This window comes from Parasedimentitalea psychrophila, assembly GCF_030285785.1.
GTDB lineage: Bacteria > Pseudomonadota > Alphaproteobacteria > Rhodobacterales > Rhodobacteraceae > Parasedimentitalea > Parasedimentitalea psychrophila.
The window spans coordinates 3,627,277-3,642,769 of sequence record NZ_CP127247.1; the positions used below are offsets into that span (position 1 = coordinate 3,627,277).

12 protein-coding genes and 4 pseudogenes are annotated in these 15,493 nt (G+C 54.7%); 10 read left to right on the forward strand and 6 right to left on the reverse strand.

Annotated elements, in window-relative coordinates; genetic code table 11:
* Window positions 1-410: 410 nt before the first annotated feature.
* A pseudogene (locus QPJ95_RS17630) lies at window positions 411-668 on the reverse strand (integrase core domain-containing protein); the annotation flags it as partial.
* Between the two features lie 49 nt (window positions 669-717).
* A protein-coding gene (locus QPJ95_RS17635; protein ID WP_286018161.1) for an IS3 family transposase occupies window positions 718-1,805 on the reverse strand; the annotation gives its coding sequence in 2 pieces (ribosomal slippage) (window positions 718-1,544 and window positions 1,544-1,805; 1,089 coding nt in all).
* Window positions 1,806-1,870: 65 nt separating this feature from the next.
* Here QPJ95_RS17635 and QPJ95_RS17640 point away from each other — a divergent pair.
* The 5 genes and pseudogenes from QPJ95_RS17640 to QPJ95_RS17660 form a co-directional block, all read left to right on the forward strand.
* A pseudogene (locus QPJ95_RS17640) lies at window positions 1,871-2,769 on the forward strand (IS3 family transposase); the annotation flags it as partial.
* A 124-nt stretch (window positions 2,770-2,893) separates the two neighbouring features.
* Window positions 2,894-3,556, forward strand: coding sequence for an HAD family hydrolase (locus tag QPJ95_RS17645; protein ID WP_270921278.1), 663 nt, complete (start codon window positions 2,894-2,896; stop codon window positions 3,554-3,556).
* Between the two features lie 349 nt (window positions 3,557-3,905).
* Window positions 3,906-4,496 (forward strand): histidine phosphatase family protein, encoded by a 591-nt coding sequence (locus QPJ95_RS17650; protein ID WP_286018162.1) that lies wholly within the window; start codon window positions 3,906-3,908, stop codon window positions 4,494-4,496.
* A gap of 42 nt (window positions 4,497-4,538) precedes the next feature.
* Window positions 4,539-5,321 (forward strand): inositol monophosphatase family protein, encoded by a 783-nt coding sequence (locus tag QPJ95_RS17655; RefSeq protein WP_286018163.1) that lies wholly within the window; start codon window positions 4,539-4,541, stop codon window positions 5,319-5,321.
* Window positions 5,322-5,599: 278 nt separating this feature from the next.
* A pseudogene (locus QPJ95_RS17660) lies at window positions 5,600-5,719 on the forward strand (transposase); the annotation flags it as partial.
* A 129-nt stretch (window positions 5,720-5,848) separates the two neighbouring features.
* Here QPJ95_RS17660 and QPJ95_RS17665 read toward each other — a convergent pair.
* A complete protein-coding gene (locus QPJ95_RS17665) occupies window positions 5,849-6,397 on the reverse strand; it encodes a histidine phosphatase family protein (RefSeq protein WP_270921180.1) in 549 nt (182 codons plus the stop codon).
* Between the two features lie 129 nt (window positions 6,398-6,526).
* Here QPJ95_RS17665 and QPJ95_RS17670 point away from each other — a divergent pair, with 129 nt between their 5' ends.
* Genes QPJ95_RS17670 through QPJ95_RS17680 form a run of 3 tightly spaced genes read left to right on the forward strand, consistent with a single transcriptional unit; the run spans window position 6,527 to window position 10,866 of the window.
* Entirely contained in the window at window positions 6,527-7,555 is a 1,029-nt protein-coding gene (locus tag QPJ95_RS17670) for an ABC transporter substrate-binding protein (protein ID WP_270921183.1), read from the forward strand.
* 18 nt (window positions 7,556-7,573) lie between these two features.
* The gene (locus tag QPJ95_RS17675; RefSeq protein ID WP_270921181.1) at window positions 7,574-9,787 is read left to right on the forward strand and encodes an ABC transporter permease; all 2,214 of its coding nucleotides are present in this window, start codon (window positions 7,574-7,576) and stop codon (window positions 9,785-9,787) included.
* 14 nt (window positions 9,788-9,801) lie between these two features.
* Window positions 9,802-10,866 carry an ABC transporter ATP-binding protein gene (locus tag QPJ95_RS17680; RefSeq protein ID WP_286018164.1) on the forward strand — a complete coding sequence of 355 codons (1,065 nt, stop codon included), beginning with the start codon at window positions 9,802-9,804 and terminating at the stop codon, window positions 10,864-10,866.
* 64 nt (window positions 10,867-10,930) lie between these two features.
* Here QPJ95_RS17680 and QPJ95_RS17685 read toward each other — a convergent pair.
* Window positions 10,931-12,060 (reverse strand): IS3 family transposase gene (locus tag QPJ95_RS17685; protein ID WP_390922452.1). Its coding sequence is split into 2 segments (ribosomal slippage): window positions 10,931-11,817 and window positions 11,817-12,060, totalling 1,131 coding nucleotides; the frame shifts between segments, so codons are not numbered across the junction.
* A gap of 194 nt (window positions 12,061-12,254) precedes the next feature.
* Here QPJ95_RS17685 and QPJ95_RS17690 point away from each other — a divergent pair.
* Both QPJ95_RS17690 and QPJ95_RS17695 read left to right on the forward strand, forming a co-directional pair.
* Window positions 12,255-13,092 (forward strand): annotated as a pseudogene (locus QPJ95_RS17690) (IS30 family transposase); the annotation flags it as partial.
* A gap of 184 nt (window positions 13,093-13,276) precedes the next feature.
* The gene (locus QPJ95_RS17695) at window positions 13,277-13,654 is read left to right on the forward strand and encodes a hypothetical protein (RefSeq protein WP_270921217.1); all 378 of its coding nucleotides are present in this window, start codon (window positions 13,277-13,279) and stop codon (window positions 13,652-13,654) included.
* A gap of 20 nt (window positions 13,655-13,674) precedes the next feature.
* On the opposite strand, the gene QPJ95_RS17700 is transcribed toward QPJ95_RS17695, so the two are convergent.
* Both QPJ95_RS17700 and QPJ95_RS17705 read right to left on the reverse strand, forming a co-directional pair.
* On the reverse strand, window positions 13,675-14,262 hold the full coding sequence (locus QPJ95_RS17700) for an IS66 family transposase (RefSeq protein ID WP_449301420.1): 588 nt from the start codon (window positions 14,260-14,262) through the stop codon (window positions 13,675-13,677).
* 285 nt (window positions 14,263-14,547) lie between these two features.
* Window positions 14,548-15,450 (reverse strand): LysR family transcriptional regulator, encoded by a 903-nt coding sequence (locus QPJ95_RS17705; protein WP_270921218.1) that lies wholly within the window; start codon window positions 15,448-15,450, stop codon window positions 14,548-14,550.
* Between the last annotated feature and the right edge of the window lie 43 nt (window positions 15,451-15,493).

The window sequence follows — 15,493 nt, forward strand, 5'->3', positions numbered from 1 at the left end:
TTCCTAGTCAGGGTCGGTTGAGCGTCTAGCGACGCAAAACTGGATCGGCGAACTTCAGGTCAGCAATTTTGAATAAGTTGTCTAACAAGGTGCAGACTGCGGTTTGCATTGACGAAACGAACGGCCGCTTCCCGGAATTCGCTTGAAAATCGGCACCTGCAGCGAACGGCTCCTTCCCGTTCTTCGTGTCGGATGCTGCACCGCGCGCCAAGGTCTTACAAGGGCTGGGAATTGCCGTTAGACGTATTTGGCACGAACGACCGGTTCGGGCCGAAAGCACCAGTTAACTGATGCCCGTCCTCACCCACCCTGGCCGGGATCTCCGTCGTACCGGGTGGGCAAGGCCGTTAAGAGGCGGTCCTACTTTTTCGACCAGTTTGCAGCCTGCTTAAGGTGGATCAGGGTTTCATTTAGGCTGCTAATCTCATTGGTGCCTTTTTGGTCTCATAAGCCTCCTTCGGCGTCAATATCCCATGGGTCGAATGGGGGCGTTCGACGTTGTAATAAGCGAGCCATTTTTCGATCCCGAGACGGGCATCTGAGCCTGTTTCAAATGCGTTCAGGTAGATGCATTCATATTTGAGGGATCGCCAAAGCCGTTCGATCATCCGGTTGTCGATCCAGCGACCTTTGCCATCCATGGAGATCTTGACGTCGGCATCTTTCAGCGCCTGTATCGGTAATCCCCCCATTTTTAACAGGGGGCGGTCGTAGAATTTACGCGGCCATTTCCAGTTTCATTGCGGGTGTGATGCCGCCGAGGCCCATATTCGGGCGGTCATTATTGTAAGTCCATAGCCATTGTGTGGCAAAGTCCTGTGCCTCCTCTATGTTTTCGATGATATGTTGGTCCAACCATTCATGCCTGACGGTGCGATTATAGCGCTCGATGTAAGCGTTCTGCTGCGGCTTTCCGGGTTGAATGTACTGGATGATAATACCTTGTTTCTCAGCCCATTCCAGCAGCTTACCACTGATGTACTCCGGCCCATTATCGACCCGAATGGTTCCTGGTTTCCCACGCCATTCAATGATCCGATTAAGGCTGCGAATAACCCGTTCGGCTGGCAAAGAAAAATCGACCTCGATGCCCAAACCCTCGCGGTTAAAATCATCCAGCACGTTCAAGAGCCGAAACGCCCGACCATCCCCGAGGCGATCCGCCATGAAGTCCATCGACCAGGTCATGTTCGGGGCGTCCGGCACTGCCAGCGCATCGGGTTTGTCCCGCTTTAACCGTTTCCGAGGTTTGATCCGCAAGTTCAGTTCCAGTTCGCAGTAAATCCGGTAAACCCTTTTGTGGTTCCACGAATGACCTTGCACGTTACGTAGATGCAGGAAACATAGCCCAAACCCCCAAGTCTTCCGTGCGGCCGTCAGCCCAACCAGCAGATCGGCAATCTCTTCGTTCTCATCGCTCAAGAGCGGGCTGTAACGATAGCACGTCTCACTGACATCAAACGTGCGGCAGGCCAGCGCAATGCTGATACCGTGGCGCGCCACCGCTTTCTCGGCCAGACCCCGTCGTAAGGCTGGCCGGATCACTTTTTTCCCAGGGCTTCCTTCAGTAATTCTGCTTGCATGCTCATCTCGGCATACATCTTTTTCAGCCGCCGGTTCTCGTCTTCAAGCGCCTTCATTTGGCTGATCATCGACGCGTCCATACCACCGTATTTTGATCGCCATTTGTAGAACGACGCGTTGCTCATCCCGTGCTCGCGGCACAGCTCCGTTACAGGCACACCGCCTTCGGCTTGGCGTAGGATCGCAAGAATTTGGGGTTCGCTATATCTCGTCATCTTCATCAAAATCTCCTCATGCATTCTGCCGAGAAAATTCTACTTCCACATCCCCTTAGTTTCGGGGGGGATTACCCCTGGACAAATTGATCTTGAGGGAGGCCGCAGCGGGAAACTTCTGAGCCCCTCGCGCCGACGTTCCTGCATTGATCATGTGCGCAGCCAGATGAAGGTTTCTGAGCGCCGTGTATGCCGGGTTCTGGGCCAGCACCGGTCCACGCAACGTCGAGTGCCACAGGGGCGAGCTGACGAAGAACGTCTGGTCGCAGACATGATCGAACTGACGCGGCAGTACGGCCGGTATGGCTACCGCCGGGTGGCTGCTTTGTTACGAGACGCGGGCTGGCAGGTGAATGACAAACGTGTTGAGCGCTTGTGGAAACGTGAGGGGCTGAAGGTGCCTATGAAACAACCCAAGAAGGGGCGGCTCTGGCTAAACGATGGATCCTGTGTTCGGCTACGTCCCGAGTATCGCAATCATGTCTGGTCGTACGACTTCGTGCATCACCGAACCGATGATGGCAGGGCGTTCAGGACATTGAACATTCTGGACGAACACAGCCGAGAATGCTTGGCGATCCGGGTGAAGCGGAATCTGAACTCGACCGAAGTCATCGACGCGCTAACGGACCTGTTCATCCTACGCGGCGTACCCGCGTACATTCGGTCAGACAATGGCCCTGAGTTCATTGCTGAGGCGGTCAGGGACTGGATCAAAGCCGTCGGAGCCAAGACGACCTACATCGAGCCTGGGCCCCCTTGGGAGAACGGATACTGCGAAAGCTTCAACGGGAGAATGCGGGATGAATTACTGAACGGTGAAATCTTCTATTCGTTACGCGAGGCCCAAATCATCATCGAAAGCTGGAGGAAACACTACAACACCAAACGACCCCACAGTGCCCTGGGCTACCGCCCACCCGCGCCTGAGGCCATCGTACCGGTGGCCCAAAGGCCAACCATGCACTAACTTTCAACTTGGACCACGCAAGTGGGGCCGCTCATCCACGCCATCAACAAAGCCGCTAGACATAGACCATATTCCAAATAGGTGTTGGTGTTAGACTCCTTATGAGAAAGAACCGGGGCAAATGATGAATTTGTTGAACTATCGCGCAGCAATTTTTGATCTGGATGGAACGTTGGTGATCAGCGAACCGGCCTGGCAAGCAGCGAAATCATCGGTCTCTGCCCGCTTTGGCCATTCGGTGTCGTCGGCATTCCTGGGTAGCCACGAAGGGCGGAACGTGACTGCTTTTGTGGACGAAGTGTTTGACAAATATGACGACGAGAGACGAGCAGAGGTCGTGTCGGAGATCAAGTCTGAAGCCTGGCGACTTCTTCCGTCTGAACTCAGACCGATACCCGGCGCTCAGGAATTTGTAAGGGCATTGTCACAGCAAGGTTTGCGGTTGGCTATTTGCTCGTCGTCACCCTCGCGCAATATTGATCTTTCCCTGAAGGTTGCCGGGATTGAGGACCTGTTTGATATTCGCGTGTCTGCCGATGGAATGAAACGAGGAAAACCCCACCCCGCGCCGTACTTGGGAACACTTGAAAACCTTGCGCTGCCCGCTGATCAGGTGATTGTTTTCGAAGACTCGCTCGCAGGCGCTCGTTCAGCGGTTGATGCTGGATTGACCACTGTAGGGATCGGACCAAATTTACCTTCCGAACAGTTCGGTTTTTGCGCAATTCAGGTTCCGGATTACGAAACGCTGTTGTCTTCCATGGATCCGGGCCGTCGACTTCGGTGAAGTCGCACCGCAATAACTAAGTCCCATGCAAATACCCATGGTGCCATTTACAGTCCTAGTTTCAACACTGCCCGGCAAACAAGCGGCACTTTAGTTGCGTTCGACAAAGCTGGTTGCACCCTCCCGAAACCAACAATTACACCGCAAACACAGATACTTAACGCGGCTTAAGGGGAGGCGTTTGCGTTTGCGTAGTCCCCCGCGGTGCTACGGCAAGGAGCAAAGTACAGCACTTTTGGCGCTGTCATTTAGGTGGTCCAAGGTCCTGTGGAAACGGTTTTGGCGTTCATCACTGTTGGTGAAATGGCTCCAGACTTTCTTACCGTCGTTATTCGTGAGACAAATAATTATGCATCAGAGAATTTGGTATCTTACTCACCCGCAAGTATTGGTCGATCCTGCTAAAGAAATCCGGGATTGGTCGCTCAGTAACTTAGGGCAACGCCGGGTGATCACACTGGCAAATTCCAATGCCTTGGACAGAGTCACCGCTGTCATCAGCAGCACTGAAACCAAAGCTATTGAAACAGCTCGACCGTTGGCGGATGCCCTTAATTGCGAATTGGAAGTGCGTGAGCAGATGCATGAGAACGACCGCAGTACGACTGGTTTCTTGCCTTCCAAAGAGTTTGAAATCGTTGCTGACCAGTTTTTTGCCTCTCCCGACACCAGTGTTAGAGGCTGGGAAACTGCAACGGCAGCCCAGTCTCGAGTTGTAGCAGAAATTCGCAACTGTCTAAGTGTTCATGAGGAAGGTGACGTGTTGTTTGTCGGACATGGCGCGGTTGGAACCCGGTTGTATTGCTACCTGTTTGGCGTCCCCATTGATCGGAAGTTTGACCAAGGTTCTGGCGGTGGTGGAAACTTCTTCCAGTTCAGCACGTTGCAGAGTAGACCAACGTCTCATTGGCGCCCGATGGAAGACATGACCGGAAATTAAAGACCCTGAGCGGGTCCAAGCGACATTACGGAGGAATCCCCATTGAATACCAGATCACAAAAAGCGATTGAGATAGCAAAAAGTGGCGGGACATTGGCCCTCGACTATTTTCAGCGCGTCGGCAGTCTTGATGTGGTCGACAAAGGGCTGCAAGATTTTGTTTCGGAAGCGGATCAAAATGTTGAGTTACTCATCCGAAAGCTAATTGAAGAGGCGTATCCTGACGATGGTATCGTCGGAGAGGAGCATGCGCCAAAGCCCAGCAAGTCGGGCTACAATTGGGTAATTGACCCAATCGATGGCACAACGAATTTCCTAAATTCGATCCCTGCTTGGTGTGTTGTCCTAGCCGTAGTGAAAGAGGACCAAACGCAAATAGGAGTGATCTTTGACCCGATCCACGATGAGACATTCCATGCTGTCCGAGGGGGCGGCGCGACCCTCAATGGCAATCCACTTATCTGCAGCGCTGACACTGCAATGAACCGCGGCAGTATCGGCACGGGGTATTGCAACCGATCCAGCAAACCCAACACGACCAAGTTGATCACCGAAGTTCTGGAGCAAGACGGAGTCTTTCACCGTAATGCCTCGGGGGCGTTGTCACTGGCCTATACCGCAGCTGGGCGATTGATCGGATATGTTGAGGAGCACATGAATGCGTGGGATTGTTTGGCTGGACAACTGATCACCGAAGAGGCTGGTGGACGCGTCGAACAACAGTCGGCGGATCAGATGATAGCCGAAGGCGGGCGGGTTGTTGCAGGAAGTGCGGGAATATTTGATGAATTAGTTCGCATCGCAGACACGGTCTTTGAAGACTAATCTACGGTTAAAAGAACAGGCCCGACGGCATCCAGACCAACGGTTACATCTGTGCCCGCCGTTCGTGGGTTATCGACGGTTCCCTTACTACAAACACTTGGCCAAAGCTGGCTACCGACATAGCTGGCCTTGGACACGTTAATCGCGAACCCTTCTTATACGCCTAGTTTAAAGCCTGTTGGACGAACCGAGAGGTTGGCAGGATCTTGGGACGGCAGACTTTGAAAGAAGACAAGCACTGTAGCTGCAAGGCGCCTACAGCTCTAGGGGTTATTCAGACCGCTGATGTATGTCGGCGGCACTGGATCAGCTCGGCGACGTTCTATAAATATAAATCGAAGTACGGTGGCATGGAACCGTCTGACGTGAAGCTGCTTAGGGCCTTGGAAGACGAGAACGGAAGCAGTTCAATGCCTCATGGCTGCCGCTCTCTGCGAATGGCGTCGGCCTAGCGGCAGTGAATCTGGCCTGTAGAGGCGCGTTCGAATTTGGCTGACAGCAGCCCCGTGAGAGCCAGATTGTCACATTTAGTTTTGGGCGAACACACGCACTTCGCAATTTTCCATGTCGAAATTTGCCAGTGCACGGAACGTATTTCCGTGACCAACAATTGCGAGTGGCCGGTTGGAATACTGGTCTAAGGTTTTGCAAAAATTCTGGATGCGCTTGTCAAAACTGTCATGGGGCTCTTCTGCCACCCCATATTGATTCTGGGGGCCAGAATGCCACCAGACTTCGTCCAAATGATTAAATGAGAGTTCAGGGAAGTCAGCTGCCAGTTCCTCGGGCGCGCGACCTATATCACAAGCGTGATCAAGGCGTTCGCGGTGGTCTGCAACAACTTGGATTGGGGCGATCCCATCAAACATTAGCTTGGCCGTTTGGATCGCGCGCGTCAGAGGCGTGGTGAGTACGGATTGAATCCCAAGGTCTAGGATTTGTTCACGGGCAGCACGGGCCTGTTGGCGACCCAATTCGGTGAGTTGAGCGTCAACGATCATCGGATCGGCAGCGCCCGGTTCCAGGTTCAGGGCATTGAATTCGGATTGGCCGTGTCGGATGAGGTAAACAGTCATAGGCGCTTTCCGGTGTTCGAATGCTTGAATGAAATTCTATGCACACGATTGCAAAGTAAACGCGGCTTTACTAGGCTCTATGTTAGTAGGCTAACGAAAAGACTAATTTTATCAATTGGGAGGATGAATATGTTGAATGTACGTTCAGGGATTATTATGGGCGCGTTGTCGTTGGTTGCCTCGGCTTCGGTGGCTCAGGCCGATGGCAAGCTGGCCCTGTATTGCAGTGCGCAAGAAGACTGGTGCCAGTTGATGGCACGCAGTTTTGAAGATGCGACCGGTATTGACGTGAATATGTCACGCAAAAGCTCCGGTGAAACTTTCGCTCAGGTCAAAGCCGAATCGGTCAACCCCAAAGGGGATGTTTGGTGGGGTGGTACCGGCGATCCACACCTGCAGGCCGCAGAAGAAAACCTGACCGAAGCCTATGTTTCGCCAATGCGTGATCAGTTGCACGACTGGGCGATCTCACAGGCGACCTCGGCGAATGACAAAACCATCGGCATCTATTCGGGTGCATTGGGGTATGGCTATAATACTGATTTGGTGGCCGCCAACAATCTACCCGAGCCGGCTTGCTGGAAAGACTTGTTGAAGCCAGAGTATAAAGGGCACGTCCAAATGGCGAACCCGAATTCATCCGGGACTGCCTACACCACGCTTGCCACCATGGTTCAGCTGTTTGGTGAGGACGAGGGTTTTGAATTCATGAAGGGCCTGCATGCCAACGTGAACCAATACACAAAATCCGGCTCTGCCCCGATCAAGGCCGCAGCACGTGGGGAAAACACCATCGGTATCGTGTTTATGCATGACGCCGTGAAACAGGCCGTTTCTGGCTTCCCGATCAAGGTTGTCGCACCGTGCGAAGGCACCGGCTACGAGATTGGCTCGATGTCGATCATTGCGGGTGCACGCAACATGGAAAACGCCAAAATTTTCTACGATTGGGCCCTGTCGGCCGAAGCACAGAATCTGGCGTTGCAGGTGAATGCATTCCAGGTGCCGTCAAACACCGGTGCCGAAACGTCCGAGTCCGCGCCTGATATGTCGTCGATCACTTTGATCGATTACGATTTCAGCAAATACGGCTCGAGCGCCGAGCGTAAGCGGTTGCTTCAAAAGTGGGACAACGACGTCTCTGTGTTGCCCCAGTAAGAATAGGCACCGCATAAATTGAAAATTTCGAGCAGTGAAAACAAGACCCTCCCGGTATTGATCTTTTGGATCTTCGCCGGGTGGGTCGGTTTCGCCGTCCTGCCCTGGTATGGGGTAGAAGACGGCTTCTTTGCGTTTGACTGGGTGTTTGATGGCTATCCTATGGATCGCGATTATGCCCCGGCGGCATTTCTACTGGCACAGGGTAAGAACCTGTGGTTGGCGCCATTGGTGCTTGGGCTGTTAGCCCCCTTGGTGGCCCTCCAGATGAAAAAAACGGATCCGCGCTATGGCGCTGTATTGCTGGCTGTCGGCGCTGTCGGGCTGGCATGGATGGTGGCACAAGGAATGGCCATTGGCATCCGCGGCTGGACAGCGGACTGGCTAGGCATGGTGTTTGGGCCGATCGAAACCCGCCAATACGGCATGGGCTACGGTGCGCTACTGACCGCGTCGGCCTTTCTTTTTCTGTTTACACAGGGGTTGGCAGCGCGCGGCGCAATTAATGGAGACGTTTTTGTCGTCAGCGCAATCACCGGTGTGATCGCAATTGTGACGATTTTTGTGTTCTTCCCGATTGCCAAGCTTATGGCAGCCGCCTTCATTGGTGATGATGGCAGCATTTCCGTGTTGTCGTTCATAGCCAAATTTGGCGACAAGCGCATATGGGGGCTTGGCTGTCTTAGCGGTGGCCGTTGTGGCGCGGCGTGGAACTCGTTCTTCCTGGCCATCATAGTTGCAACCATCACCACAACCATGGGTCTTGTCTTCGCACTAGTGGTGACGCGATCTGGGTTCAAGTACAAGCGGCTGCTGCGGGCACTGACCGTTTTGCCCATCATCACCCCTCCGTTTGTGATCGGCCTCGCTATCATCTTGTTGTTTGGGCTTTCTGGTTCGATCACAGGATTTTTTGCAGATATATTCGGCGTTCAACCTACACGTTGGGTTTACGGTTTGCCGGGCATCATTATTGCGCAGTCCCTGGCGTATACGCCGATTGCCTTTCTGGTGCTGATTGGCGTGGTTGAGGGGGTTAGTCCTTCGATGGAAGAGGCGGCACAAACCCTGCGCGCCAGCCGTTGGGAGGTGTTCAAGACGGTGTCGCTGCCGCTGATGCGGCCCGGTTTGGCAAATGCGTTTTTGCTGGGCTTCATCGAAAGCATGGCCGACTTTGGCAATCCGCTCGTGCTGGGCGGCAACTACGATGTGCTTTCGACCGAAATCTTCTTTGCCATTGTGGGTGCGCAATATGATCAGGGTCGCGCGGCTGTGCTGGCGATTGTTCTGCTGTCTTTCACATTGGGCGCGTTTTACGCCCAACGGTTCTGGCTGGGGCGCAAATCCTATACCACTGTTTCAGGTAAAGGCGACGCTGGGGTTCACCCCGCAATGCCCCGCGGATTGGCGATTACGACGTTAACGATTGCCTCCATTTGGGGCATGTTCACCGTGGTGATCTACGGCATGATTTTTTACGGCAGCGTTGTCGAAGTTTGGGGCATGAACAACACGCTTACGTTCAAGCACTACATCACTGCGTTCTCGTTCCGGATCGAGGACAGCGGCATTCGCTGGACCGGTTCAGCCTGGGACAGCTTCTGGACCACGCTAAAGATTGCAACCGTCGCGGCCCCTTTGACCGCGGGCATCGGGTTGATCACCGCTTATCTGTTGACGCGACAGAACTTTGCCGGGCGCAATGCCTTTGAATTTGGCACCATGCTCAGCTTTGCCATTCCCGGCACGGTGATTGGTGTCAGCTACATTTTGGCGTTCAACGTACCACCTGTCGAAATTACCGGCACCGGTGTGATCCTGGTGGTCTGTTTCATCTTTCGCAACATGCCAGTTGGCGTCAGGGCAGGGATTGCGTCCATGTCGCAGCTGGATAAATCGCTCGACGAAAGCTCGCTTACGCTGGGCGCAAACAGCTGGCAGACGTTCCGAAGTGTTATGCTGCCGTTGCTGCGGCCGGCTATTATGGCGGCGCTTGTCTATAGTTTTGTACGGGCGATGACGGCGATATCTGCGGTGATTTTCCTGGTGAGCGCCGAATACAACATGGCCACGAGCTACATCATCGGCCGCGTTGAAAACAATGATTACGGTCTGGCGATTGCCTATTCGACAACTTTGATTTTCGTGATGCTGTCTGCGGTTCTGCTGATGCAGTTGGTGGTTGGTAAAACGCGAATTGGGCGGCGCGGCGCCGGACGAGAGAAAGAATGACTATGACTGAACCCATGAATAACAAAGCGGCTTCGGTGAGCTTTCATAACGTCACCAAAGTCTACGGCAAGGATGTTGTTGCCGTAGACAATATCGATCTTGTGATTGAGCCGGGAAAACTGGTGACGTTGCTGGGCCCATCGGGTTGCGGCAAAACCACGACGTTACGTATGATCGCCGGGCTGGAAATGGCGACAAAGGGCAAGATTTCCATCGGCGGAACCGATGTCACGCGGCTGCCCGCGACGGATCGGGACGTGTCGATGGTGTTCCAGTCATATGCACTGTTCCCGCATATGACGGTGATCGAAAATGTATCCTACGGGTTGCGGTTTTCCGGCCATCCCAAGGGCGAGATCCGGGGTACAGCACTGGATGGCTTGGGTCTGGTTGGGCTTGCCGATTTTGCCGATCGTTTGCCTAGCGAACTGTCAGGCGGGCAGCAGCAGCGTGTTGCGGTGGCCCGCGCACTGGTGCTGAAACCACAGGTATTGCTGTTTGACGAACCATTGTCGAATCTGGACGCAAAACTACGTCGGCAGGTGCGTGAGGAAATTCGCGAAATTCAGCAAAACCTTGGTTTGACGGTTGTCTATGTTACCCATGACCAGGAAGAGGCGCTGGCGGTTTCAGATACCATTGTAGTGATGCGTAACGCAGCGATTGCCCAAATCGGAACCCCGCGCGAGTTGTATGATGCCCCCGCCGATCGTTTTGTGGCTGACTTCATTGGCGAGGCAAATCTGGTCGATTGTATCATCAAGAGCGTCGATGGAGGAATGGCCGAAGTCGATGTCGCCGGTTACAGCTACCGCCTGGCTTCACGCGGACTTGGTGTTGGGTCGGAAACCATGGCGGTGCGTCCAAGTCGAATTGTTCTGAACCGGACAGCGTCGGATGACGGGCTTGCAGTGACGGTGACCAAGGCGACCTATGTCGGGTCACGGATGGAATACACCCTTTCGACGCCGGTTGGGCAATTGTTCGCGACCTTGGATGACGTCTATGACGCGATCGAAGTGGGTCAACAGGTAACTATGCAATTTGCGGATAAGGGCCCTGTGCTCCTGCCTGACTGATGAACAAAAGAGGGTCAGTGTCAAAGTGGTCTTGTCGCGGTTTAGTTCCGCCCTTTGTGCTCATTTAGGCGGCGATCTTTTCAAAAGCCAAGGGACTTTTCCAACCTAATGCCGAGTGTCTCCGGCGGGGATTATAGAACCCATTAATGTACTCGAAGATGGCGATCTCAGCAGCCCTGCGGGTTTGCCAAGAGTGCCGCCAGATCAATTCCGCCTTGATGGTTTTGAAGAAGGTTTCCATTGCGGCGTTATCATAGCAATTACCCTTGCCGCTCATGGATACCTTGAAGCCATACTGGCGCAGGATTTTCTGGTAATCCTGCGAGCAATATTGGCTGCCCCTATCAGAATGATGGATGCATCCTTTGGGCGGCCTGCGCAGGGCTATGGCCATGTTCAGCGCCCGTATGGCCAGATCACGCTTCATCCGGTTGCTGACAGCCCAACCGACCACGCGCCTGGAGTACAGGTCCAGAACCACGGCCAGATAGAGCCAGCCCTCGCGGGCCCAGATGTAGCTGATATCGACAACCCATTTTTGATTGGGTCGATCTGCTGAGAAGTTCCGGTTCAGCAGGTTTGGCGTGATGTTGAACTTGTGATTGCTGTCCGTTGTGGCCTTGTACTTACGGGTTCTGACAACAGATATGCCGTTCTGGCGCATCAATCGGCCGACACGGCGGTGACCAATATCCAGACCAAGCTCTTTCAGTTCTTCGACCATTCTCGGTCGGCCGTAGCTCTGCAAACTCAGGCGGTGCTGCTCCCGGATGTGGGCCAGCAGAACCATATCCCCACGTTGACGCTGGCAGGCAGGGCGTTTGCGCCAGGCTCGGTAGCCACGTGGGGTGACATCCACAATCCGGCAAAGTCGCTCTGTGGGAATGCTATTGCGGTGCTTTTCAACAAATGAAAACCTCATTTGCTTTGGTCCGCAAAGAAGATTGTTGCTTTTTTTAGCAGCTCCCTCTCCTCACGTAGAAGGCGGTTTTCCCGGCGAAGGCGCTCGTTCTCATTGGCCAGTTCCTGATCCTCTTTCGAAACAACGTCCGCGTCACGATAGGTTCTGATCCACTTGCACAGGGTGGACATACCAACCCCAAGATCGGAGGACGCCTGTCGGCGGGTCAGCCCGCTGGTCAGTGCGATCCGCACTGCGTCGCGTTTGAATTCTTCGGATGGTCGTGGTGCCATGGTGTATCTCCTTTGGGGCAGAATATGCTCTCAAAGGGGCGGAACAATACCGTGACAGGTCCACTCCTAGCTTCATCGCCATGAGCAGCCCCATTTGCGTGGTCCAAGTTGAAAGTTAGTGCATGGTTGGTCTTTGGTCCACCGGTACGATGGCCTCAGGCGCTGGTGGGCGGTAGCCCAGAGCACTGTGGGGTCGTTTGGCTCTGAGTCTGGCTGAACGCGAGGAGATATCACGAGGCCTGACTGCGCAACTATCTGTGCGATCAATTGCGAGATCCTTGAAACGGTCTGCGTCGACCATCAGCCGCGAGATCCGGCGCAACGGTGGTGCCAAACTTTACCGTGCGGCTCAATCAGATGCAGCGGCATGGGCTCGTGCCCATCGGCCAAAGCCCTGCAAACTGGCAGGCAATATCTATCTATGTCCACTGCCCGGCAGTCGATACGAAGTATCGATGAGAGGGGGCGATATCGGCCAAGCTGACCCGCAAATGGTCCCCGCAACAAATCGCAGGTTGGCTGATGCGCGCACATCCCGATGAGGAAGACAAACGGGTCTCTCACGAGACGATCTACCGAAGCCTATTTATCCAGGCACGCAATGTACTTAAGAAAGAGTTACTGTCGCACTTGCGGGCGACGCGATCCATTCGTCGCTCTCGCCACGCCACCATGAAGCGCAGCGGCCTTGGCCAAATCAAGGACACTATATCGACCCGACAAAGACCGGCGGATGTGGAAGACCGTGCCGTTCCAGGACACTGGGAAGGCGATTTGATCGCCGGTTCTGGCAACAGCTTCATTGCCACGTTGGTCGAGCGACATACGCGTTATGTGATGCTGGCCAAGGTTGGCAGCAAAGACAGTCACAGCGTTGTTCAGGCGCTGATCAAGCAAGCTCACAAGTTACCAAAAGAACTCTACCGTTCACTGACATGGGATCGTGGAAGCGAGATGGCGGGGCACAAAAAGTTTACCTTGGCGACTGATATCGACGTCTATTTCTGTGATCCGCGATCACCGTGGCAACGCCCGGTTCGCTTCAATCACATCGCTGGGTAAAACTCCGGCGCAGTTTTGCAGAAGTTCATTGCCGATCACGGCTTCAAATTACTGCCAGAGTCCATGAGCGGGCCAGTGGGTGCGATTGCGGTCCGTGGTGGGGGTGCCCCCCCGGTGGCGCATGCGGCTTAACACGTCTGTAGGGGCGCCTCCGATGGTGCCGACCACTTGCCGCCGAACCATTGCGCATCTCAAACTGGTTCCGCCGGAACAAAAGGGGATAAGCCTTGACAACCGGTTTGAAAAAAAGGCCTTTTGGAGGAAGTTCGAAGCACAAGGCTACCCCATGTACAAAAGACTGTCGGCCATTCTTTGCGTCTTTGCAATTTTCTCCATGTCTGCCTGCACTGGAGTGTCGGTAAGGAATGCGGCGCGATCGCAAAGTCAGGCATATAAAGCGCAAGGCGCAGTTGCTGAACAGCGTCTTGAATTTGTCAAAAACTATCAAGACTGCATCGCAAAAGCGGGGGAAAATCTACAACAGGTGGAAGCCTGCGACGTTTACCTCAAGAGCGCCGAGGCACTTTCCTAATGTAAGCACCAAGGCTGCGGCTAATCATGTGCCGTTTTTGCTTCGGCTTGAGCCTTTTGGGTCTCGATTACAGCCTGATACTCCCATGACATCAGCTCGTTGATACGGCTGACGGGATGGTCTTGGATGCGTTCCAAGACCGAGGCAAGCCACGCTTCAGGATTAACGCCGTCGAGTTTGCAGGTCTCGATCAGGGTATAAGCGTTGGCGGCTGATTTACCGCCAGATTCCGAGCCCATGAAGAGATAATTCTTGCGGCCCAGAGTCACCGGCCGGACGGCGCGTTCGGCTGTGTTGTTATCCAATTCCAGAACGCCGTGTTCCAGATAGGGCCTCGCCTTGGGCAGACGGGTCCGCGCATATCGGATCGCCTTGGCCAAGGGTGTTTTGCCGGATAGCCTGCCAAGTTTTTTCCTGAGCCAGACCTCCAGATCATCGAATACGGGTTTGGCGTATTCTTGACGCAGAGCCACGCGCTCTTGGGGCGATTTGAACCGCGCCTGTTTCTCGATCTCGTATAGCTTGGCAATACGCTCAACGGCTTCCCCTGCGGCGGGAAATTGATAGCTTTCAAAGGCTTTTACGAACTCACGGCGGATATGAACCATACAAGCCATCTCAGTCACACGCCCAGTGCGGCAGATAGTGCCCTATGGCGTGGTGTAAATTGTTCTCCAGCCAGGTGTTGAGCCGGTTTACAGGGCGGCGATTTTCGCCGGGTCCATGGGGGATCTCCTTGATCGGTAGTCAGGTTGCAACCCAAACCTACCGGAGAACGTCCATGGCCGCTCAGCAACTCGCGCGAGCTTCGCCTGAGCTACGCAAGGCTCCACTCAGCCCGCGCTACCGTCGGAATGACACCGCGTCCAGGGGCACAAGCATCGGGGGCTATCCTAAAGAAGAGGTTTTGTTTGTTGCAGGCCCTTGGCCAGCAGGGACCAGACGCGGGTGATGCGCGGGGTCTGGCGCATGGCTTGATGGGCCGCCAACCAGACCGGTAGCGGCGGGATCTCGATGCCGAGGTCCAGTTCTTGCACCAAGGGATCGGCCTGCCCGACATTGCACTGTGAAAAACCAATGCCGCAGCCGGCGCGGACCAATTGCCAATAGGTTGCCTGATTGTCGCAGCGGGTGGCAAAATCGCCGCGCTCGAGTGCCCAGCCAAGGGCGCGGGTGGTGTGCAGTATCAGCTCATTTGCATCATAGCCGACCAGATCGTGTTGGCGCAGATCTTCGGGGATTTTTGGGGTGCCTTTGCGGGCCAGATAGCTGTGCGCGGCAAAGGCCCCCAGTGGCAGGTCGCAGATGTGACGGGTGACAATGTCGAGCTGGCTGGGCCGGTACATCCGCACTGCGATATCGGCGGCGCGGAACAGCAGGTTTTCGCTGCTGTCCGAGGGCACCAGTTCCAGCTCGATCAGCGGCTCCTGGCGTCGGATGTCGGCCAGGATCGGTGGCAGCAGATAGTGCGAGGCAAACACGCTGGCGGTGATGCGGACGGTGCCGTTCAATTGTTGCGACTGGCCCGCGACGTTAAGCGCGATGGCGTTCATCTGCGCGTGCATGTTTTGCGCCATCGGCAGCAGCCGGGTGCCGCTGGGCGACAGGTGCAAGCCACGGGCGTGGCGCTCGAACAGGTGGCTTCCCAGATCCTGTTCCAGCGCCTGTATGTGGCGACCAAGGGTGGGTTGGCTGCGGTTCAGCCGTCGGGCTGCGGCAGAGAGTGAACCGGTTTCGGCCACGGCCAGAAAGCTTTGGATCAGGGACCAGTCGGGGAGGGGCAGTGGGGTGTCCATTCATAAATGAATATATCATCTGCGAATTTTGGCAATATCCACC

Coding starts and splice junctions, on each gene's coding strand:
- QPJ95_RS17645 (WP_270921278.1), top strand. CDS start 2,894: ATGAATTTGTTGAACTATCGCGCAGCAATTTTTGATCTGGATGGAACG.
- QPJ95_RS17650 (WP_286018162.1), top strand. CDS start 3,906: ATGCATCAGAGAATTTGGTATCTTACTCACCCGCAAGTATTGGTCGAT.
- QPJ95_RS17665 (WP_270921180.1), bottom strand. CDS start 6,397: ATGACTGTTTACCTCATCCGACACGGCCAATCCGAATTCAATGCCCTG.
- QPJ95_RS17670 (WP_270921183.1), top strand. CDS start 6,527: ATGTTGAATGTACGTTCAGGGATTATTATGGGCGCGTTGTCGTTGGTT.
- QPJ95_RS17680 (WP_286018164.1), top strand. CDS start 9,802: ATGAATAACAAAGCGGCTTCGGTGAGCTTTCATAACGTCACCAAAGTC.
- QPJ95_RS17695 (WP_270921217.1), top strand. CDS start 13,277: ATGGTGCCGACCACTTGCCGCCGAACCATTGCGCATCTCAAACTGGTT.
- QPJ95_RS17700 (WP_449301420.1), bottom strand. CDS start 14,262: ATGGTTCATATCCGCCGTGAGTTCGTAAAAGCCTTTGAAAGCTATCAA.
- QPJ95_RS17705 (WP_270921218.1), bottom strand. CDS start 15,450: ATGGACACCCCACTGCCCCTCCCCGACTGGTCCCTGATCCAAAGCTTT.